Annotated in this window: 18 protein-coding genes and 1 tRNA gene; 10 read left to right on the forward strand and 9 right to left on the reverse strand. The window is 35.6% G+C overall.

Features of this window, described 5'->3' with window-relative positions:
• Window positions 1-17: 17 nt before the first annotated feature.
• The 3 genes from GQ40_RS13710 to GQ40_RS13720 all read right to left on the reverse strand — a co-directional run bounded on the left by GQ40_RS13710 (window position 18) and on the right by GQ40_RS13720 (window position 3,496).
• Window positions 18-91: transfer RNA gene (locus GQ40_RS13710), tRNA-Asn, on the reverse strand.
• Window positions 92-174: 83 nt separating this feature from the next.
• Window positions 175-1,500 (reverse strand): RIP metalloprotease RseP, encoded by a 1,326-nt coding sequence (gene rseP / locus GQ40_RS13715; protein ID WP_047549564.1) that lies wholly within the window; start codon window positions 1,498-1,500, stop codon window positions 175-177.
• A gap of 58 nt (window positions 1,501-1,558) precedes the next feature.
• Entirely contained in the window at window positions 1,559-3,496 is a 1,938-nt protein-coding gene (locus GQ40_RS13720) for a M1 family aminopeptidase (RefSeq protein ID WP_047549567.1), read from the reverse strand.
• 122 nt (window positions 3,497-3,618) lie between these two features.
• Between GQ40_RS13720 and GQ40_RS13725 the strand changes: the two genes are divergently transcribed.
• The 4 genes from GQ40_RS13725 (at window position 3,619) to GQ40_RS17625 (ending at window position 6,856) form a co-directional block, all read left to right on the forward strand.
• Window positions 3,619-4,287, forward strand: coding sequence for an SCO family protein (locus tag GQ40_RS13725; protein WP_047549570.1), 669 nt, complete (start codon window positions 3,619-3,621; stop codon window positions 4,285-4,287).
• A 71-nt stretch (window positions 4,288-4,358) separates the two neighbouring features.
• Entirely contained in the window at window positions 4,359-4,592 is a 234-nt protein-coding gene (locus GQ40_RS13730; RefSeq protein WP_047549573.1) for a ferrous iron transport protein A, read from the forward strand.
• The gene (gene feoB, locus GQ40_RS13735) at window positions 4,585-6,684 is read left to right on the forward strand and encodes a ferrous iron transport protein B (protein WP_047549576.1); all 2,100 of its coding nucleotides are present in this window, start codon (window positions 4,585-4,587) and stop codon (window positions 6,682-6,684) included. Before GQ40_RS13730 ends, feoB begins: the two co-directional genes overlap by 8 nt.
• 28 nt (window positions 6,685-6,712) lie before the next feature.
• Window positions 6,713-6,856, forward strand: a complete 144-nt coding sequence (locus GQ40_RS17625; RefSeq protein WP_156115588.1) for a FeoB-associated Cys-rich membrane protein — start codon at window positions 6,713-6,715, stop codon at window positions 6,854-6,856.
• Window positions 6,857-6,880: 24 nt separating this feature from the next.
• On the opposite strand, the gene GQ40_RS13740 is transcribed toward GQ40_RS17625, so the two are convergent.
• A complete protein-coding gene (locus GQ40_RS13740) occupies window positions 6,881-7,090 on the reverse strand; it encodes a hypothetical protein (RefSeq protein ID WP_047549578.1) in 210 nt (69 codons plus the stop codon).
• A 340-nt stretch (window positions 7,091-7,430) separates the two neighbouring features.
• Here GQ40_RS13740 and GQ40_RS13745 point away from each other — a divergent pair, with 340 nt between their 5' ends.
• From GQ40_RS13745 to GQ40_RS13770, 6 genes are all read left to right on the forward strand, one after another.
• Complete coding sequence (locus tag GQ40_RS13745; RefSeq protein ID WP_047549580.1) at window positions 7,431-8,087, forward strand: metal-dependent transcriptional regulator; 657 nt, start codon at window positions 7,431-7,433, stop codon at window positions 8,085-8,087.
• Entirely contained in the window at window positions 8,077-8,880 is an 804-nt protein-coding gene (locus GQ40_RS13750; protein WP_047551974.1) for a transporter, read from the forward strand. The genes GQ40_RS13745 and GQ40_RS13750 overlap by 11 nt, the downstream gene beginning before the upstream one ends.
• A 28-nt stretch (window positions 8,881-8,908) precedes the next feature.
• Entirely contained in the window at window positions 8,909-9,817 is a 909-nt protein-coding gene (locus GQ40_RS13755; protein ID WP_047549583.1) for a metal ABC transporter solute-binding protein, Zn/Mn family, read from the forward strand.
• A gap of 97 nt (window positions 9,818-9,914) precedes the next feature.
• Window positions 9,915-10,688, forward strand: coding sequence for a metal ABC transporter ATP-binding protein (locus GQ40_RS13760; protein WP_052184265.1), 774 nt, complete (start codon window positions 9,915-9,917; stop codon window positions 10,686-10,688).
• Window positions 10,688-11,815, forward strand: a complete 1,128-nt coding sequence (locus GQ40_RS13765; RefSeq protein WP_047549587.1) for a metal ABC transporter permease — start codon at window positions 10,688-10,690, stop codon at window positions 11,813-11,815. Before GQ40_RS13760 ends, GQ40_RS13765 begins: the two co-directional genes overlap by 1 nt.
• On the forward strand, window positions 11,808-12,968 hold the full coding sequence (locus GQ40_RS13770; RefSeq protein ID WP_047549590.1) for a metal ABC transporter permease: 1,161 nt from the start codon (window positions 11,808-11,810) through the stop codon (window positions 12,966-12,968). Before GQ40_RS13765 ends, GQ40_RS13770 begins: the two co-directional genes overlap by 8 nt.
• Before the next feature lie 9 nt (window positions 12,969-12,977).
• On the opposite strand, the gene GQ40_RS13775 is transcribed toward GQ40_RS13770, so the two are convergent.
• From GQ40_RS13775 to GQ40_RS13795, 5 genes are all read right to left on the reverse strand, one after another.
• Window positions 12,978-14,147, reverse strand: coding sequence for a hypothetical protein (locus GQ40_RS13775; protein WP_047549593.1), 1,170 nt, complete (start codon window positions 14,145-14,147; stop codon window positions 12,978-12,980).
• Window positions 14,148-14,377: 230 nt separating this feature from the next.
• Window positions 14,378-16,747 carry a beta-glucosidase BglX gene (bglX, locus tag GQ40_RS13780; RefSeq protein ID WP_081990220.1) on the reverse strand — a complete coding sequence of 790 codons (2,370 nt, stop codon included), beginning with the start codon at window positions 16,745-16,747 and terminating at the stop codon, window positions 14,378-14,380.
• Between the two features lie 8 nt (window positions 16,748-16,755).
• Window positions 16,756-17,649 carry an endonuclease/exonuclease/phosphatase family protein gene (locus tag GQ40_RS13785; RefSeq protein WP_197052680.1) on the reverse strand — a complete coding sequence of 298 codons (894 nt, stop codon included), beginning with the start codon at window positions 17,647-17,649 and terminating at the stop codon, window positions 16,756-16,758.
• A gap of 2 nt (window positions 17,650-17,651) precedes the next feature.
• On the reverse strand, window positions 17,652-19,217 hold the full coding sequence (locus GQ40_RS13790; RefSeq protein ID WP_047549596.1) for a glycerophosphodiester phosphodiesterase family protein: 1,566 nt from the start codon (window positions 19,215-19,217) through the stop codon (window positions 17,652-17,654).
• Window positions 19,218-19,379: 162 nt separating this feature from the next.
• A complete protein-coding gene (locus tag GQ40_RS13795; protein WP_047549598.1) occupies window positions 19,380-20,990 on the reverse strand; it encodes a RagB/SusD family nutrient uptake outer membrane protein in 1,611 nt (536 codons plus the stop codon).
• Window positions 20,991-20,998: the final 8 nt, after the last annotated feature.

Genomic DNA, 20,998 nt, shown 5'->3' on the forward strand with positions numbered 1-20,998 from the left:
CTGTTGAACTTTGTTTGCTCCTCCTCTTAGGCTCGAACTAAGGACCCTCTGATTAACAGTCAGATGCTCTAACCAACTGAGCTAAGGAGGACTGTTTTATCGCTTTTGCGAGCGCAAATATATATTAATTTTTAAGTATGTCAAAAACTTTTTTTAAAAAAAAATTTAATTTTTTTAAATCCAATCGTTAATGTTGGCAGACAGTACCATAGCAATTAATATGATAAACCCAACTAATTGAGCACGTTCCAAAAACTTATCGCTTGGTGCACGTCCAGAAATGATTTCATATAATAAAAACATTACGTGCCCACCATCTAAGGCTGGTATTGGTAATAGGTTTAGAACACCTAACATAATTGATAAAAATGCAGTAAGCACCCAAAATGCTTGCCAGCTCCAAACGCTAGGGAATATACTATAAATTGCTTTAAACCCACCAACACCTTTATATGCTCCTGTGCTTGGATTAAAGATAGCTTTTAATTGAGCTCCATATTTTTGTACCGTCTCTACAAAATCTGCGCCACCAGCACCAAAGCTTTCTCCAAAAGTGTAGGTTTGAATTGCAATGTCATAATAACCCAATTCTGCAAAACGATCGTTATCAAAGGCAGCCTGGATGCCAAGTTTGCCTTTATCATTAACTTTGAGATCTCGCGTGATTTTTTGATCGCCTCTCAATATTTCTACTTCTAAGGTCCTGTTTTTATAGTTACTCATGATTGAGTCTAATTGATCAAAATATCTTAATCGCTTTCCATCTATAGAGGTGATAATATCTTCTGGTTTGATGTCTGCCGATTTGTTCAAGGAAGAGTCCTGTACAGCACCAACCATAAATGGAATACGACGCTCGAACAACTCTCTGCTTTCCGCAGAAGAAAATTGACCAAGAAAATCTTCAGGTAACGTAATGACTTTTTCTTCACCTTGTCTTCTAATGGTTATGGTTTCTGCACCAATAATATTAGAGCGCACATCATAATCATTGACAATTTTTATGTCGTTAACTTTGACGACCTTATCACCAGTTTTAAAACCGATATCCTGTAATAGTTGGTTTTCTATCCAGTAACCATCTTTTAAACTATCTATTTTAGTTGTTTTGTCTCCATATATAAATGCAACAAAAACATAGATGACGTACGCCAAAATAAAATTAACCGTAACACCGCCTAACATAATTATTAAACGCTGCCAAGCTGGTTTTGAACGAAACTCCCAAGGCTGAGGTGGCTGGGACATTTGCTCTTTGTCCATACTCTCATCAATCATTCCTGCAATTTTCACGTAACCTCCCAAAGGTAGCCAGCCAATACCGTAAACCGTATCTCCAATTTTCTTTTTAAACAAAGAAAACTTGACATCAAAAAATAAGTAAAATTTCTCTACTCTGGTTTTAAATAATTTTGCTGGTATAAAATGACCTAATTCGTGTAGCACGATTAGTAGTGAAAGACTCAATAAAAACTGAGATACTCTTATTACAAACTCCATGTATTCTTAATCATAAAAATTCTAAGCGACAAAAGTAATGTTTTAGGGTGATTTATGCTTATTTTTTTAACACCGTTTTAGTAATGACTCCATCTTTGGTTTGAAATTGGACAAAAAATAATCCAGTAGTCCAGGACGATGTGTCTATGGTTTGAGTAAAAGGCATCTTATTGACGAGTTGCCCTAACGGATTAAATATTTTTACTTCGGAAATATCTAAACTTTCGGGTTTATTAATATGCAATACTTCGGAAGTTGGATTGGGATACAATACCAATTCCCGATCTATTAACCCATCATTGACTCCCAGAAGCACATCGTTGTTTTTTGAAATTAAATCAGATTCTGGATCAAACAAAAGAGCTTGAACCTCAAAATTCACTGTTTCTAAAAAATTTTGCTGGTTGAACGTATTATCTAAAACCAAATCTAGAGTTTCACCAAGTGTCCCGATCAAACGAACAGGAACAGGCGCTTCAAAATAGGAGACAGAAGGGTGGCTTTGCACTTGCTCTATAGTTATTGAAACGTCATTAGTTGCGGGTTGGTTCCAGTTTATGGTATAACTTGGGTAACCTTCATTATAGAGCCAATCACTAAAAAACTCGGTTAAATCTGTTCCACTTGATGTTTCAACAATAGCGATAAAATCTTCAGTTCTGGCATAATCAAAAGCATGTTCCGAAGTGGATAAATACGTCTGTAATGCCTGAAAAAACTGAGTGTCTCCAAGTTTCTTCCGAAGCATATGTAATACCATTGCGCCTTTATTATAAGATAAACGTCCGCTAAATATTCTACTCACGCTTGTGGTATCGTTATCTGTAAGATAAACTGTTCCTCCTGGTTGAGAAGTAATGGAGTTATTTCGTTGCTGCTTCCAAGTTCTAAATGCATCATTGCCATCTAAATTTTCGATGGTAATTCCAGAAAGGTAGGTGGCAAAACCTTCATTGAGCCAGATGTCTTTCCAGCTTCCGCAGGTAATTTTATTTCCAAACCATTGATGGGCCAATTCGTGTGCCACGAGATTGCGACCAAAACTTCCCATAAAAGATACTGTGGTGTGCTCCATACCGCCTCCCCAACCAAATTGAGCGTGACCGTATTTTTCATCTGCATAAGGATATTCTTCAAACAAACTTGTGTAAATATTCATGATATCTACAGTAATGGGTGTGTTTGCTTGAGCATTTGCTAAACTTTCTGGATACACATAATTTACGATTTCAAAAGGGTTGCCATTATTTGGAACCGTATGTGAATATACCTCATAATTAGTAGCTGCTATGGCAATTAAGTATGCTGGGATTGGATAACGATGTTTAAAATGAGTTGTTTTATTTGTGCCTTCAATGACCTGACTTTGCTCGAGCCCATTAGAAACAGAAATATATTCTTCGCTTGAAGGATTAAACTGTGGAGTGGTCATGAAGACATCAATAGAATCAATTTTATCAATCAAATCCTGTTTACATGGCCACCAAGCTTTTGCACCATAAGGCTCAGACAGTGTCCACATTACTGGGTCTCCATTATGTGTTGTTTGCTCAAAGGATCCAAAACCAGAACTTATTGGGTTGCCAGAATAACTTACGGTAAGTGAATCTAAAACACCTGTGGTTTGAGTTACTGGTAACGTGATAACCAATTCATCAGCATCGTTTTGAGTAAAGTCCAATACATTTCCTCTTTGCATTACTTGTGAGACAACCATATTTGAAGTAAGGTCAAATGTAACAGTTGACATGTCGCTTTTTGCTTCAAAATAACTCGTAATATCACCTGCAATAAATGCTACGGAAGGATCAATATCCAACTCGAGTCTGTGGTATTTTAAATCGTAATTCCCTGTGTTTAGATTTGAGCGCTGCATCATGTGATTTAATGCAGATTTTGCTTCCGACTCACGAATGGCATCCAAAGTTTCATTATAGTCTTGTGAAAAGGATGTTGCAGTACAAAGTGCGAATATAAAAAGTAGTCGTAATTTCATGATAATGTATTTTTCTTAAATCTAAGATAGCATGTTAAAAGTAGTCAATTTGTTAGTATTGTGACGTATTTTTGCACTCCAAACTTACAAATCACAACCGTTAAATTCTTAATTATCAGTTTATGTTGAGGTATTTGAAACAGCTTAAAGTATTTTTTATCGTTCTGGCTTTAGTTTCTGCAGTTATAATTTATTTGATATATTCAGCTTTAGATCAAGAGAAACGTTTGCCTATTTACCAACCTAATCAAGTGGATGCTTCTTTGGTGGATAGCACTATTCAGTACAAAAAAAAATACCATAAAATTGCTGACTTTAAACTCATCAATCAAAATGGCGATTCGATTACTGAAGAAAACTACGAGAATAAAATTTATGTTGCCGATTTCTTTTTTACGACATGTCAATCTATTTGTCCAATAATGACAGATCAAATGTCTCGAGTACAACAAGAGTACTTGACTGATGATGAGGTCATGTTACTTTCACATTCTGTAACTCCAGAAATTGATTCCGTAGCACAATTAAAGCGCTATGCTATTGAAAAAGGAGTTAATGATAAAAAATGGAATCTCGTCACAGGCGATAGAAAAGAAATCTATGATCTTGCAAGAAAATCATATTTAGTAGTCAAAGATGATGATTCTGAAGACTACGGAATGATCCACACAGAAAACTTTGCATTAATAGATAAAAACAAGCAAATTAGGGGGTTATACAATGGGATAAGTCCAACGTCTGTTGATTCTTTAATTCAAGATATCAAGACTCTTAAAAAGGAATACCAATAAAAACCAACTACAATTTTTTTACGCTAGTTTTTTACTTTATTTTTGCTTAATTAAAATCAATCTAAATAATATTGAAAGTTACTTTAGCAGATATAAAACGAGGTCAAGAAGGTGTAATTACCGATGTTTCCTCAATACACATCCCTCTCAAACTGTTGGAAATGGGTTGTTTGCCTGGTAATTTGGTAAAACTTGTACAAGTCGCACCCTTTGCAGACCCAATGTATCTTAATATTAATGGGACGCATCTGGCCATAAGAAAAGAAACCGCAATCCACATTTTAATAGAAATTTCTAATGGCTAAACAAATTAATGTTGCGCTTATTGGAAATCCAAACACAGGTAAAACTTCTGTATTTAACGCTTTAACAGGCTTAAATCAAAAAGTAGGTAATTATCCTGGTATAACTGTTGAGAAAAAAGAAGGAATTTGCAAACTCCCAAGAGGCGTTAAAGCTCATATTATTGATTTACCAGGTACATATAGCTTAAACGCATCTTCATTAGATGAAAATGTTGTTATTGAGTTGCTTCTCAATAGAAATGACAAAGATTTTCCAGATGTTGCAGTTGTTGTAAGCGATGTAGAAAATTTAAAGCGAAATCTTCTTTTATACACGCAAATAAAGGATCTTGAAATTCCTACAATTTTGGTCATTAACATGGCTGACCGTATGGAATATAAAGGCATACAGCTAGATATTCCGTATCTCGAAGAAGAGCTTCAAACTAAAATAGCACTTGTAAGCACGAGAAAAAAGAAAGGTATTGAAAGCTTAAAAGAGCTCATTACAAATTACAAAGAGCTCCCAACATCACCTTGTTTAAATGCTTCGGAAATTGATCCAGAATATTTCAACAAACTTAGAAAAGCATTTCCAAAACAGTTATTATATAAGTTATGGTTGGTCATTACGCAAGATGTTAACTTCGGAAAAGTAGACAGAAATGAAATTGATGCCATCAACAGTTTTAAAACCAAAGGTAAAGCAGATCTTAAACGACTTCAGCAAAAAGAAACCATTAAGCGTTATCAATTTATAAACAATACCTTAAAACAAGGGCAGACCATTGACCTAAAATCTGCCAAAGATCTTAGAATAAAACTGGATCGCATATTAACCCATAAAGTTTGGGGCTATTTAATATTTGGAGTGATTCTTTTAACGATTTTTCAAGCTATCTATGATTGGTCAAGTGTCCCGATGGATTTTATCGATGGTGCATTTGCATCGTTAAGCGAGTGGACTAAAAACGTACTGCCAAATGGCGCTTTTACCAACTTAATTGCCGAAGGCATCATACCAGGATTAGGTGGTATCGTAATATTTATTCCGCAGATAGCATTTTTATTCTTATTCATTGCAGTGCTAGAAGAAAGTGGTTACATGAGTCGCGTTGTCTTTTTAATGGATCGCATTATGAGACGCTTTGGATTGAGCGGTAAAAGCGTAGTACCATTAATATCTGGAACAGCATGTGCAATTCCTGCAATTATGGCAACCCGAAATATTGAAAGTTGGAAAGAGCGGTTAATCACTATTTTGGTCACACCTTTTACGACGTGCTCAGCCCGATTACCTGTCTATTTGATCATCATTTCTTTGGTAATTCCAGAAGGCAGAGTATTAGGGTTGAGTTACCAAGCATTAACATTGATGTTCCTCTATCTTATAGGGTTTGGAGCAGCAATAGTATCTGCTTGGATTTTAAATAAAATCTTAAAAATTAGAAGCAAGACCTTTTTTGTAGTTGAGATGCCTAATTATAAAGTACCATTATTTAAAAATGTGGCTTTGACAGTTTTGGAAAAAACAAAGTCATTTATTTTTGGAGCAGGTAAAATTATTTTAGCAATCTCAATCGTGTTGTGGTTCTTAGCGTCTTATGGAGCTGGAGATGATTTTAATAATGCAGAGAATATTGTATCTACACAATATGCTTCGGAAAATTTATCACAAGAGGAATTTGCACAAAAATTAGCATCTCATAAGTTAGAACATTCTTTTATCGGGATTGCTGGACATGCCATTGAGCCTGCTATTAGACCATTAGGATACGATTGGAAAATTGGAATCGCCATCGTAAGCTCATTCGCAGCAAGAGAGGTTTTTGTGGGAACTTTAGCAACCATTTACAGCGTTGGAAGCGACGAAGAAGAAACCATAAAAAACCGAATGGCAGGAGAGGTCAACCCAATTTTGGGCGGACCATTATTTAATTTTGCCAGCGGTATTTCTCTTTTGCTTTTTTATGCATTTGCCATGCAATGTATGAGTACATTGGCAATTGTCAAACGTGAAACCAATTCTTGGAAATGGCCAATGTACCAATTGGTTATTATGAGTGCTTTCGCCTATATTGTCGCTTTAGTAGCCTATCAAGTTCTAAAATAATTAGTATATTTAGAAAAGACCAAATATAATGAACACAGTTATTCAAAACATATTAGTAGGTATAGCAATTGCTTTAGCAATATGGTATTTATTGAATACATATGGCATTCTTCCTAAGAAAAAAACAGCAGGTTCTAAAGCCTGTGGACAAGATGATTGTGGTTGTCACTAAAATCTATTCAAAAAAAATCCTAATTTAATTTTTAGGCTGAAAAACAATTTCTAACGTATAATCTTCATCTGCAATTCTATTTGTGGCTTTAGGATAGGGATTGAGAGACATCCCGAAGATTTTAAATTTTGTTGCTTTAAATATTAGATTGTTCTCCTTGACAACATAGCCACTTGCATCAATAGTTATGTGTTTATTTTCTATAAACCTCCCATTCTCAAATATAGTGACCACTACTTTTGCTTCTCCAGCTCTAAAGCATGTTACGTGCTTTGGGCAACGGGAATCTGAGAATACTTTTTTAAATTTAACTTGATAATTTTCAAAATCTGCTATTCTATCAAACTCTAAAAATGAAGTGACACTCAGCGAATCTTTGATGAATGACGTCTGAGCTTTAATTCTTGAAATACTCGTAAATAGAATTAATAAAAAATAATAATACAGGTTTTTTCATAACTCTAATTTAATCCAATAATGATGGTAATAAAAAGTTGATTAACAAAATACTAAAATTTTAGTTACATTTGTATAATATTTAAGTCCACTTAAAAATTAATTAAAGTCATTATAAATGTCTGTAGCTATCGAAAATTTTGTAAAAGCAATTTACAAAAATGAAAAACATGATATTAAAGATACTAAGCCTGGAAATATTGCTAAAAAGCTAGGTATTTCTAATGCAGCAGCAACAGATATGGCTAAAAAATTAGCTGCGAAAGATCTTCTTAATTACGAAAAATACCAAGAACTTCAACTTACCGAAAAAGGCACCAAAATGGCACTCAACGTTGTTAGAAAACACCGACTTTGGGAAGCCTTTCTATTTAAAATGTTTGATATGTCTCTGCACGATATCCATCGGGAAGCAGAAATACTCGAGCACCAAACATCAGATTTGTTGGCAGAGAAAATAAGTGAATATTTAGGCCATCCAAAATTTGATCCTCATGGCGATCCTATCCCAAATGCAAATGGTGAAATCACTACAGAGGATACATCTATCTCGCTTTCCGAAGCAATAGAAGGAAAAACATATATGATATCCAGATTAATGAGTGATGATAAAGAATTCTTTGATTTTTGCGATCAAAACCAAATAAAATATAGAAATACGTTAACCGTCTCCAAACAATTCGTAACTAATAAAATGACTCAAATCAGTATTGGGTCAAATACGATTGTTTTAAATGAAGATTTTACAAAAATTATTTATGTTGATGAAAAATAAAATTATCCTTTTATGGTGCTTAATAATAGGCTCCGGAGCTTTATATGCTCAAGATGAAAATGAATCAGAAAAATCCTCTCAGCCATTAGTTACAGATAGACCAGATGCAACAGAAGCGTCATCGACAGTAGGTAAAGGCATCCTCCAAATAGAGTCTGGTGGTTTATATGATTCCTTTGAAGAAAATTCTATAAAGAATGAAAACTATACCTATAACACTACATTAGTACGTTATGGAATTCTTGATAATTTAGAACTTCGCTTAGGTTGGGACTTCGTTGAAGGGACAACAAAAGTCAATGGCAATAAGCTGGATAATGTCACTAGCGGTTTATCACCTTTATTATTAGGTGTGAAAATTGATATTGCTGAAGAGAAAAATGGCATGCCAGAAATAGCATTGATTGGACATGTGTTTCCGCTTTTTTCTGCATCAAAGGACTATCGTCCAGAAACAACAGCAATAGATTTTAGATTTTCATTATCCCACACATTAAGCGAAAACTCGAGCATTGCGTATAATATTGGAGGTCAGTGGGGAAACGATTCCCCAGAAGCTGCTGCCATTTACACAGTAGCGTATGGCTATAGTTTCACAGAGAAATTTGGAATGTACGCAGAGCTTTATGGTGACTTGCCAGAAGACAGTAAAGCCAACCATTATTGGGATGCTGGACTAACGTATTTAGTTTCAAACGATTTACAAATTGACACTTACTTCGGAAGGAGTATCACCAAAGGCCAGGATATCTTAATAGGTTTGGGAGCCAGTCTTAGACTATTCAATAATTAAAACAAAATTGAAAACAGAAAATTTTAAAATGAAAAAAATAATAGCCATACTTTTAATAACAGCTTTTTTCAGTTGTAAACAAGAAGCAAAACAAAACGGAAAATTAAACATCGTCACTACGACAACCATGATTACCGATTTGGTAAAAAATATTGGTGGAGATTATGTGAATATAGAAGGGTTGATGGGCAGTGGAGTAGATCCACACCTTTATAAAGCCAGTGAAGGTGATGTCACCAAATTAGTAAATGCCAATGTGATTTTTTACAATGGGCTTCATCTTGAAGGAAAGCTTGTTGAGGTATTTGAGAAAATGGGAAGTTCAACCAAGACGCCAATTGCTCTTGGCGAAGAATTGGATAAAAGCACCTTGATAGGGTCCGATTATTTTGCGTCAAATTACGATCCTCATGTGTGGTTTGATATTGCGTATTTCAAACAATTTGCTAAAAAAGTAACAAAAGTACTTTCAGAAAAAAGTCCAGAACACGCAGATGCTTTTAAAGCAAACGAGTCGGCATACCTGGCTAAATTAGACGATTTACAGACAAAGCTAAAAGCAAAGATCGAAACCCTTCCGAAGGAAAAAAGAATATTAGTAACAGCGCATGATGCTTTTAATTACTTCGGAAAAGCGTACGACTTTGAAGTGGTTGGCTTACAAGGATTATCTACCGCTACCGAAGCTGGAGTACAAGATGTGCAGAAGCTTTCGGCATTTATCATTGAGAATGAAATCAAAGCTATATTTGTAGAAAGCTCAGTGCCAAGAAGAACCATTGAGGCCTTACAGGCAGCAGTAAAATCTAAAGGACACGATGTAGAAATAGGAGGTACTTTATATTCCGATGCATTAGGAAATGCAGGAACTCCCGAAGGGACTTACATTGGAATGTTTGAGTATAATGTAAATACGATAGTTGATGCTTTGAAGTAAATTCCTGCGAAGGCAGGAATCTCACAGTCGAAAAGATACCGAACATTGGTTTAATGAATTTTTTAGAGTGGGTTTTTAGAGAAAATCTTTTAAAAAGATGAATAGAGAAACAAAAGACAAAGAGACTCCTGCCTCCGCAGGAGTGATAGCAGTACAAGTAGACGATTTAACCGTAGCATACAACTACAAACCTGTACTTTGGGATATCGATTTAGAAATCCCGGAAGGCGTGTTAATGGCGATCGTTGGGCCAAATGGAGCGGGCAAATCCACGCTTATCAAATCCATTTTAGGAATTTTAAAACCCATAGCAGGAAGTGTTTCGATCTATGGCAAATCTTATGAAAAACAGCGGTCTTTGGTAGCTTATGTTCCGCAGAAAGGTAGTGTGGATTGGGATTTTCCAACCACAGCTCTTGATGTGGTTACAATGGGAACCTACGGAAGTTTGGGCTGGATCAAACGACCTCGCCAAAAAGAGAAAAAACTAGCTTTAGAAGCGCTGGAAAAAGTTGGGATGTTATCCTTTAAAAGCCGACAGATAAGTCAGCTTTCTGGCGGACAGCAGCAACGTATATTTTTAGCGCGTGCCTTGGTACAAGATGCTTCTATCTATTTTATGGATGAGCCATTTCAAGGTGTGGATGCAACTACAGAAATTGCGATTATCAATATTTTAAAAGATTTAAGAAAGGCAGGAAAAACAGTAATTGTTGTACATCATGATTTACAAACCGTCCCTGAATATTTTGATTGGGTGACCTTTTTAAACGTTAAGAAAATTGCCACAGGTCCAGTTAAGGATATTTTTAATGACAATAATCTTACAAAGACCTATGGGATTAATTATAAAGTGAGCATACAAGAATAATGGATATTCAAGACTATTTTTCTCTAGTCTTTACAGACTATACGTTGAGAACCATCACCTTAGGAACTGCAATTCTTGGTGCAGTGACTGGTATGTTGGGAAGTTTTGCTGTATTGAGAAAACAAAGTTTATTGGGTGACGCAATTTCACATGCAGCATTGCCAGGTATCGCAATTTCATTTTTAATAACAGGCGCAAAAGACAGTAACACGTTGCTATTGGGTGCTTTGGTTAGTGGTTTGATTGGCACATTTTGGATTAGGGGAATCGTCACCAAAACCCATCTCAAAGCAGATACTGCGCTAGGCTTAATTTTATCTTTGTTTTTTGGCTTCGGAATGCTCTTGCTCACATTCATACAAAAACAACCAAATGCCAATCAAGCTGGACTGGATAAATATTTATTTGGGCAGGCAGCAACACTTGTAGAAAGCGACGTTTGGATGATGGCAATTGTTACAGGGATTTGTCTGTTCGTACTACTTTTGTTTTGGAAAGAATTTAAAATCTTACTCTTTGACAAAGACTATGCAAAAACCTTGGGGTTTAATACAAAAACCATTGATGTTTTAATCACGAGTTTTATTGTTTTGGCCATCGTTTTAGGTCTGCAAACCGTTGGTGTGGTGTTAATGAGTGCGATGTTGTTAGCTCCTGCAGCAGCTGCAAGACAATGGACAAATAGTCTCGCAACTATGGTACTATTAGCAGCGATATTTGGAGCATTTTCCGGAGTGTTTGGAACAGCCATCAGCGCAAGCCAAAATAATTTATCAACAGGACCAGTGATCGTTTTAGTTGCAGCAGTTTTTGTACTAATATCCTTTTTGTTTTCTCCAAGTAGAGGATTATTGTTTAAACAAATACGATTTATAAAAAACCGTCGTGATCTAGAATTGCATAAAACACTAGCCTTTATGTACAATATTGCTGAAACTCATAACAATATCTCGCATCCTCACGAAATTAAGATCTTAAATAGTTTTCAAGGTTATACCAGAGCGACACTAAACAAATTAGTTGAGAAAAATTATGTGACTTTACAAGGTTCTACATGGAGTTTGACCAGTGAGGGTTTTGAATCTGCTGCCAATTTGTACAACCAATTAAACAAAAAAGATGAGTAACGCGCAAATTGAAATACAAATTATTGCCAGTTTGGTTGCTGTTGCATGTGCTATTCCAGGTACGTTTTTAGTACTTCGGAAAATGGCCATGATTAGCGATGCCATCAGTCACTCAATACTTCCAGGGATAGTGGTTGGGTTTTTTATTACCCAAGATTTAAATTCTCCATTATTGATTGTATTGGCAGCTCTAACAGGAGTAATCACAGTAGTTTTGGTAGAGTATATTCAAAAAACGGGATTGGTAAAAGAGGATACAGCAATCGGTTTAGTGTTTCCTGTTTTATTTAGTATTGGTGTTTTGATGATTGCCAAAAAAGCAAACGATGTACATTTAGATATTGATGCTGTTCTAGTTGGAGAACTCGCCTTGGCACCTTTTGATAGATTGATGATTTCTGGAGTTGATGTTGGGCCAAAATCCATTTGGATTGTTGGTAGTATTTTGATGATTACAATTGTGTTGCTCCTTGCTTTTTTCAAGGAATTGAAACTGAGCACTTTTGATAAGGGCTTGGCAGCAAGTTTAGGGTTTTCACCGGTGATCATCCACTATGGTTTAATGACCGTATCTTCAGTAACGACTGTTGGCGCTTTTGATGCAGTTGGCGCTATTTTGGTTGTTGCTTTGATGATTGCGCCTGCTGCCACTGCATATCTGCTCACAACAGATTTAAAGAAAATGTTGTGGTTGTCTATTGGCTTCGGAATATTTAGCGCTATCTCAGGATACTGGTTAGCACATTATTTAGATGCGTCTATTTCTGGATCCATTACTACTATGCTCGGAGTTTTATTTTTATTTGTGTATCTATTTGCACCTAGCAAAGGCGTTATTGCTGTTATGTACCGAGAGAAACAACAACGTACAGAAGTGTCTTTACTTACTTTTCTGTTACACCTTAAAAACCACGACGATAAACGTGAACGTCACGTCAATCATTTAAACGAACATATCAATTGGCAAAAAGTCCGCTCTAAAACTGTTTTAGACTTGGCTTTAAAAAACAATATGATTATGATAGATAACAAGATTGTGTCGTTAACTCCAAAAGGGGATGAATTTACCACTCAAGCTATTGATTACATTATCACAAATGAGGATGCTCAAATTGAAGACATGAAGGATGATTTCTTTTTGTTTAGAGGGTAGCCATAATATTCAGTCTATATAAGAAATTACAATACCTGTTACATACATTTGATTTTGCCAATTGGTTGAACGCACTTTCATTATATAAGTGTATCTAGAATTATCTATATTAGTAAAACCTAACGGAGAAACTGTATAAACTCTATGTGCAGAGCTGCTTCCCGAAGAGGCACCGTCAACAACTAAAACGAAAGTATTGTTATTCACTGGTCTTCTTTCCATTTGGAAAGTCATATTTGAGGCTGCTGAATTATCGACATAGTGTACCCATACACCAGTAAGGGTTGCTCCATGAGGAATGTTTAGGTTCGTTTGAAAAAGCTTATCTCCAGACTGTCCTGATAGTGCATTCCCAGTAATAACAGTCGTCGCTACTTCTACTCCAATTGGGGTTTTTGCATGAAAAGCTACTGGATTAATAGATATGAATTTTGTTTGGTTGTCTACGATTAGATTCCCTTGTGCGTCAGCAACAAGGTTGCGCGTACCTGAACCAGCGAGATCAGACGATCGAATCGTTCCAGTGACATCAAGTTCTTCAACAGGATTGCTATTGTTTATACCCAAACGTCCATCTTTATGAAATGAAAACTTATACTCACTAGAGCTAAAATCGTCTTCAGATATTAAAAAATCCAACCAAGTACTTGAATTTTCTATTCTCCAGTCTGTAAAGGCTCCAGTTCTCATAAGCTCAAGAGATGTCGTTATTCCATTTTCTGAATTGATTCTTAATCTTTGTAATCCATCTCCCGCAACTTCAAGAGTTCTACTTGGTATCTTTGCAATTGTTGACGCAACTTTCGCGAATGGAACAGCGTTAAAAGGGCTATTTCCCATATCGACATAACCAGAACCATCTTGAAGATCAACCTCTACTTTTAGCATATAATTATTTCCACTATTCCAATTTATCGCGTTGTATGTTCCTATAGATGCACTACCACTTCCAATTTCTAGAATAATAAGACCATTCTGATTAGTTTCAACAGAAGCAAATTCTTCTCGATATACAGTAGTCGATGTAGATTCATCTATAATACCAAACCTAACCGATATGGTTTCGGTATCAAGAACGTTACCGTTACTGTCTTTTATAATAGCTTTATAGTTTATGGAGTTTTGAGCGGACGTTAATCCGAATATTAGAAATCCCGTAATAAGTAAAAATGTTTTCATCACCATATATTTTAAGACTCTTTTAAGTGCCTGGTTTATAGATGATAAAATTAGTTGAAGTCTGTGTTTATACTTAAAAATATTGTAACAAAGTATGCACTATATGTAACATTACTATGCTTTTTACAAGTATTTTGTGTTTTTACAAAAAAGATCTTGATTATTTGTAGATTGAAAACATAAAGAAAATGAATTTACAATTAAGCTTTAAAATTTCCGAAGAAAAAAAACTATTCCACAACAGTAAAACTAGTTTTTAAAGAAGCCTCAGAGCTACCACCAACCCAAATATTGAACTGTCCTGGCTCAACTTCCCATGTTTTATTGATGGTATAAAATTGTAAACGCTCTTTGTCTAATAAAAAAGTGACCGTTTTAGTCTCTCCAGGTTCTAGCTGTATTTTTTGAAAGCCTTTTAACTCTTTGATAGGACGGGTTAAACTACCTACCAAATCCCTAATGTAAAGTTGTACGACTTCTTCACCCATAACGTCTCCAGTGTTTTTAACATCTACAGTAACTAATAAACTTCCATCTGTGTTGATTTCAGTTTTTGAAGTTTTTAAATTACTGTATTCAAAAGTGGTGTAACTCAACCCAAAACCAAATGGATATAATGCGGTTTTTGGTGCATCACGATATCCAGAAAACGTGACATGCTTAGGGTTATAAGGTCTTCCCGTATTTTTTTGATTGTAATATAATGGCTCTTGACCGACATTGTGCGGAAACGAAACTGGCAATTTCCCTGAGGGATTATAACGCCCAAAAAGTACATCTGCAATGGCATAACCAGATTGCGAACCCAAATGCCAACATTCTAAAATAGCAGGCGCGAGTTCCGTAGGACGCGATAAATCCATTGGGCGACCATTCATCAACACAACAACGACATTGGGATTTACTGCCTGCACAGCTTCTAAAAGCTCTATTTGAAGTCCCTTAAATCCAATATCGGTTTGGCTTCTGCCTTCTCCTGTTTGATAGGCATCTTCTCCAATGGCCAACAACACAACGTCTGCTTTTTTTGCAGCTTTCACCGCTTTTTCAATTCCGGAGCGATCGGTTGTATTAAATTGTAATGGATGCAAAAATTGATTTTGTCCAGGTTCTACAGTTGGGATCGTGAGATCAATCCCTTTTTCGTAATAAATTGTCGTGTTTTTATCTGCGGAAGCTTTTACACCTTCCAACAATGATATAGCAGAATTATATTCTGCCTTAGCTCTCCAATTTCCTAAGGGAGAATTCTTATCATCTGCCAATGGACCAATAACAGCAATACTGTTTATGGTTTTAGAAAGCGGAAGAAGTTCGTTTTCATTTTTGAGCAATACAATAGATTTCTTTGCTACATTACGAGAAACATAAAGATGTTCTGGTGTGTAAACCTGTGTACGTTCGCGCTCCTCGTCACAGTATCTATAAGGATCATCAAATAGACCTAATTCAAATTTCAGTTTTAAAACACGTTTAACAGCATCGTCAATTTGAGCAATTGTTACTTTATTCTCATCGAGCAACGTTTCAAGAGCAGCTTCGTAAGCATAAGATTCCATATCCATATCGCTACCTGCATTCATGGCAATTTCAGCAGCATGCTCTTTATCTAAAGCGTAACCATGAGCAACCATTTCTCCTATACTTCCCCAATCTGAAACGATGAATCCGTCCCAGTTCCATTTGCCTTTTAATACATCTCTTTGCAATACTTTATGGCCAGTTGCAGGAATGCCATCAATATCATTAAAGGAATTCATGAACGTTGCTACTCCAGCATCTGCAGCAGCTTTAAAAGGAGGTAAGATGGTGTTGTGCAATTCGTATTCACCAATATGTACGGTGTTGTAATCTCGACCAGCTTCTCCAAAACCGTATCCTGCAAAATGTTTAGCGCATGCAGCGATGGTGTTAACGTTAGCGAGATTATTACCTTGAAAGCCTTTAATTCTTGCCACGCCAATTTCAGCATTTAAAAACGTGTCTTCACCAGCACCTTCCATCACTCTTCCCCAGCGTGCATCTCTTGACACATCAATCATTGGTGCAAACGTCCAATTTAAACCTGATGCAGCAGATTCCTTTGCTGCGATATAAGCAGATTGCCCAATCATGTCCAAATCCCAGCTCGCACTTTCTCCTAACGGAATAGGGAAAATCGTTTTATAACCATGAATGACATCATAAGCAAAAATCAAGGGAATTTTTAATCTCGAATGTTCCATAACGATACGTTGCGTTTCGCGAATGGAAGCCACAGAAGTCACATTAAGCATTGAGCCGACTTCTCCCTTTTTTAACTTGTCTAATTTGTGCTGATCTCCTTTTGAGGATGAAGGCCCTGTAACATCCCAACCACCACTATATTGAACCAATTGTCCAATCTTTTCATTGATTTTCATTAATGCTAAGACAGAATCTACTTTTTCATTTAAAATAGTGTTTTCAATGTCTGCTGAATGATCTGATTTATATTGTAGTTGTTGATCTGGATTTTGTTTTTCTTGAGCTCTTAAAGTATTAGAAACAACTAGTATAATGATCCCTATAAAAAATAAGATCACAAATTTGTAGAAAAACGATGGTGATAATCTTCTCATTAATAATATTATTTGAATTCTAATTCAACAAATACCGGAAAGTGGTCTGAAGGATATTTAAAATCTACTGCGCTAGAAAACACTGCATACTTTTTTACCGAAAGATTAGTAGATTTTGAAAGTAGTATATAATCTATTCGTCTCGTCGCGGGTTCATTATATTTAAAACCATTAAATGTACCTTCTGAACCAAAAGTAATGGCTGCCAAATTTTTAGTATCATGAAATGAATTTGTTGTGTATGCGATGACTTCGCTATTGGGTTCTACATTAAAATCACCCGTAATCACTACTGGAAAATCATTGGTATTTACAGATTGGATTTTTTCTAGAATAAGTTTCATGCCCTCTTTTTGAGCTTCTGCTCCTTGGTGATCGAGATGCGTATTAAACACCCATATTTTTTGATTGTTTTCTAAAACGGTAAACAAACCATAGGTGCAGATTCTTGGGTAAGCAGCATCCCAACCCTGTGACATTTCATTTGGTGTTTGGGATAACCAAAAGGTGTTTTCTTGTTCTACTTTTATTTTTTCTGAATTATAATATATAGCAGAGTATTCACCTTTTTTTTCACCATCACGTCCAGTACCAATAAATTTATAGTTTTTCAGTGATGCGTTTAAATCTTCAATTTGATTGGGTCTCGCTTCTTGAACTCCCAAAATATCCGGTTCTAAAAATAGCACTTGGGATGTAAAAAAATCTTTCCTGTTTGGCCAAGCGTTTTCTCCATCTGAAGCAACATCTAAGCGCATATTGTAAGTCATTACTTTTAAGTTGTTCGACATGGCAGTTTGCAGGTTTTCGGTTTCGGTTTGTGTTTCGGGTTTAGAGGTTGTATTGCAATTTGTGAAAAAACAAAAAAACAATAGTCCTGCAGCGAATAAACTAAATTTCATAATCAATTTTCTTTTTGATATACTCGTACGTAATCTATGATCATTTTATTAGGGAAACTCTCATCGTCAATTCCTTTTCTTCCGCCTAACATTCCACCAATGGCAACGTTGATCTTCAAATGGAAGTCTTGATCGAATGGCCATTCTTGAGTGGTTTTATGTTCGTTTTCTATATGGTTGTAGACATTTCCGTCGAGAATAAAATCCATGTACTCTGGTGTCCATACGAGAGAGTAGATGTGGAAGGTATCATATGGCTTCTCAACATAGGTGGTTTTACCTTTTTGTGTACCTCTCATGTGATTATACGATTTTGTGTGGATGGTGCCAAAAATAGAGTCTGGGTTAAATCCAACATGTTCCATAATATCTATTTCGCCACATTCTGGCCAGCCTACTTCGCTGTAATTTGCGCCCAACATCCAAAATGCAGGCCATAAACCGACGCCTTCTGGCAATTTAGCTTTAATGTCTATACGACCGTAAGTCCATTCTGCTAAGTTTTTAGTGGTCAAACTTGATGCTGTATAGTTTGCAAAGGGCTGATTTGTTCGCCAGTTTTTAACGTCTTTACTTTCAAAAGCTGCGTTTTTAATTTTTTCTTTATGGGATTCTAAGATGAGGTAACCATCCTCAATTCTTGAGTTTTTTAAACTATCTGTATAATATTGTTTCTCTTGATTTCTCTTAAACCCAATTTCGTGATCCCATTTTAAGGGGTCTGGTTTTCCGTCGTCATTAAACTCATCGCTCCAAACTAGTTTGTAACTGTCATTGGTTGGACTTGCTTTTTGCCTTTTAAAAACCAATTCGGGTTCGTTGGTGGTTATGTAATCAAAGTTATTGGCGATTAACCAATCTATATCTTCCGTTTTATCTGCTGTCCATGCGTTTAAAACTAGACCTAATTCTTGAGCTTCTTTGATCCAATTCCCTTTTTTCTTCAATTTATAGACCAAATAGTCTAAACCAGTTATACTGTCATTCTTTAAGCTTTGTGGTGCTTTAGAACCATCCAAGTAAAGAGTTTTTGCAGTTGGATTGACTTTAGCAATGTGTTTTAAAATTTCGTAACTAAAACTAATGTAATAGGAGATGTGGGAACCTGCGTTCAATTCTTTTACTAAATCGAGAACCTTATTGGTAATTTTGATATTGCGACCAGCGATGCTTGAAGGTTTTATTTCTAAAACTAAACCTGTAGAATCATTATTTTTCATTCCTGCCTTTAAAAAATCACTAAGTTTAGGTAGTGTTTCACCGTTAGAAAGTTTCAATTTTGCTAACTCTTCGTAAGTGGAATTTTCAATTTTAAGATTGTTATAGTCAGCATCATGGGTTACTATTAAAACGTTATCTGCTGTCATGCGAACATCAAACTCAGAGCCAGTGCAATTTAATGCTATGGCTTGTCTTAGGGCTGCAATAGAATTCTCTGGTAAGTTTTGAGTTTTCCATGCGCCTCGATGAGCTATAACTTTATTATCTGCAAAATCTATATATTTTACCTTAGAAGACTCACAGGACATTACTAAAATGGAGACTAAAACAAAAAATATATAACGCATAGTTTAGGCTTTAAGGCGAATCATACAGTTTCGCAGATAATCATAGCTGCTATTAATTAGGGATAGGGATTTTCGAGCTATATAAAAGTTATAATAAACCCATCATTATACACATTACAAAACAGTATAATGATGAGTTGAAATTTTTAAGATAATTAAATTTTAGTACCCGTCATTTTGTGGGTAACCAGGACCTAATAAGTCTAAGTCAATTTGAGCAATAGGGAAATTAATATAATGCGGTTGCCAATTTGTTCTAGGATCTCTTTCTCCAAGATTATTAGGAAAAAACTCTCCATCTCCAGCATAATTTGTAATCTGGAAATTTATAACCGATTGCCCCATTCTCTTTAAAGTAAACCAACGTTGACCTTCAAAAGCTAATTCTCTTGCACGCTCATCTAAAATGGCTTGTTGATCTACACTCGTTAAAGGAGCTGCATTTGCTCTAGTTCTAACAGCATTGATGTATGGCAATGGATCTCCAGAAGAATTTAAAATAGCTTCCGCAGCAATTAAATAGGTTTCTGCTAAACGATATACCAAAATGTTACTTCTGTTTAAATATGAATCTGGATTGTCATCATCCTGAGCGAATTTAATACATGAAGGATGTAATCTTTGATAATATTGGGTGTAATTGCTACTTGGGTTATCTAAATCTGTAATAGGTTGATAAATATCAATTTCTTCACCAATATTGTCACCAGATGTGTAATAATATTTCAATCTGAAATAAGTATCATCATCTCTAGTATCATTTGGATCGTCTGCTAAAAGACCTAATAAATATAAATTTGGTAATACTCTAGAGAAACCTCTTCCACCTTGTTCTATATTGGCCTCTATACCAGGTATTTGAAAATATTGCGTAACATAATTAGCATTAATCATTGTGGTACCACCACCTCCAAGAAGATCGTCTTGGGATTGGATAACATATAATGCTTCGGAATGATTACGATCTCCTGAAAATACATCTGCTGTAGATCCTACTAAACTGTGTGGACTATCTGGTCCTTCAATAACGTCTAAAGCTTGGTTTTTAGCTTCTGTCCAGTTACCCTGCCACATTGCTACTTTAGCTTTCACGTGTTTTGCGGTTCCCTTTGTGATACGTCCAAAAGTATCAGTCCATTCTAGATTTTCTATTGCAAAGCTTAAATCGCTATTTAAAAGTGCGAAAATTTCTTCTTCCGAAGATCTATCATTTATTACGTCAAATGCGTTATCAACAGTAGCGGTCTCAGTAGTTACATAAATGTTATTAAACATTCTGTATAAATAAAAATAGGCATGAGCTCTAAAAAACTTAGCTTCTGCTATAATTTGATTTCTGGAGTCTTCATCTATATCCTCAACAACTTCCGCAGCATTAATAATAGCAGTGGCTTTATTTGCCATATTGTAATATTGCTTCCAAAATAAGGAGGATACAAAATTAGCGCCTTGATCAACAGGAGAAACACCTCTTTGGTATCTTCCCATTAAACCTGTGTAACCGGTTCTACTAAATGCTAAATCACTTCTTGAAGACATGAGTACGCCTCCCATGTAATCTTCTGTGCCTGCATCATAACGATCTCTATCAAATTTATATAAACTTACAACACCAGATTTTAATCCTTCTTCGGTAGTATAAATATATTCTGCATCAATTAGAGTACTTGGATTTTCTTCAAGAAAATCTTCACATGATGACACCATAAATACAAGTGTCAATGCCATCAGCATGCTGCTTTTTAATTTTAAATTAAAATAATTCGTTTTCATATGTATCT

It is taken from the genome of Psychroserpens sp. Hel_I_66 (assembly GCF_000799465.1).
In the GTDB taxonomy this organism is placed as follows: Bacteria; Bacteroidota; Bacteroidia; order Flavobacteriales; family Flavobacteriaceae; genus Psychroserpens.

Coding starts and splice junctions, on each gene's coding strand:
- GQ40_RS13755 (WP_047549583.1), top strand. CDS start 8,909: ATGAAAAAAATAATAGCCATACTTTTAATAACAGCTTTTTTCAGTTGT.
- GQ40_RS17625 (WP_156115588.1), top strand. CDS start 6,713: ATGAACACAGTTATTCAAAACATATTAGTAGGTATAGCAATTGCTTTA.
- GQ40_RS13760 (WP_052184265.1), top strand. CDS start 9,915: ATGAATAGAGAAACAAAAGACAAAGAGACTCCTGCCTCCGCAGGAGTG.
- GQ40_RS13770 (WP_047549590.1), top strand. CDS start 11,808: ATGAGTAACGCGCAAATTGAAATACAAATTATTGCCAGTTTGGTTGCT.
- GQ40_RS13785 (WP_197052680.1), bottom strand. CDS start 17,649: ATGAAATTTAGTTTATTCGCTGCAGGACTATTGTTTTTTTGTTTTTTC.
- feoB (WP_047549576.1), top strand. CDS start 4,585: ATGGCTAAACAAATTAATGTTGCGCTTATTGGAAATCCAAACACAGGT.
- bglX (WP_081990220.1), bottom strand. CDS start 16,747: ATGAGAAGATTATCACCATCGTTTTTCTACAAATTTGTGATCTTATTT.
- GQ40_RS13795 (WP_047549598.1), bottom strand. CDS start 20,990: ATGAAAACGAATTATTTTAATTTAAAATTAAAAAGCAGCATGCTGATG.
- GQ40_RS13745 (WP_047549580.1), top strand. CDS start 7,431: ATGTCTGTAGCTATCGAAAATTTTGTAAAAGCAATTTACAAAAATGAA.
- GQ40_RS13750 (WP_047551974.1), top strand. CDS start 8,077: ATGAAAAATAAAATTATCCTTTTATGGTGCTTAATAATAGGCTCCGGA.
- GQ40_RS13765 (WP_047549587.1), top strand. CDS start 10,688: ATGGATATTCAAGACTATTTTTCTCTAGTCTTTACAGACTATACGTTG.
- GQ40_RS13775 (WP_047549593.1), bottom strand. CDS start 14,147: ATGAAAACATTTTTACTTATTACGGGATTTCTAATATTCGGATTAACG.
- GQ40_RS13790 (WP_047549596.1), bottom strand. CDS start 19,217: ATGCGTTATATATTTTTTGTTTTAGTCTCCATTTTAGTAATGTCCTGT.
- GQ40_RS13720 (WP_047549567.1), bottom strand. CDS start 3,496: ATGAAATTACGACTACTTTTTATATTCGCACTTTGTACTGCAACATCC.
- rseP (WP_047549564.1), bottom strand. CDS start 1,500: ATGGAGTTTGTAATAAGAGTATCTCAGTTTTTATTGAGTCTTTCACTA.
- GQ40_RS13725 (WP_047549570.1), top strand. CDS start 3,619: ATGTTGAGGTATTTGAAACAGCTTAAAGTATTTTTTATCGTTCTGGCT.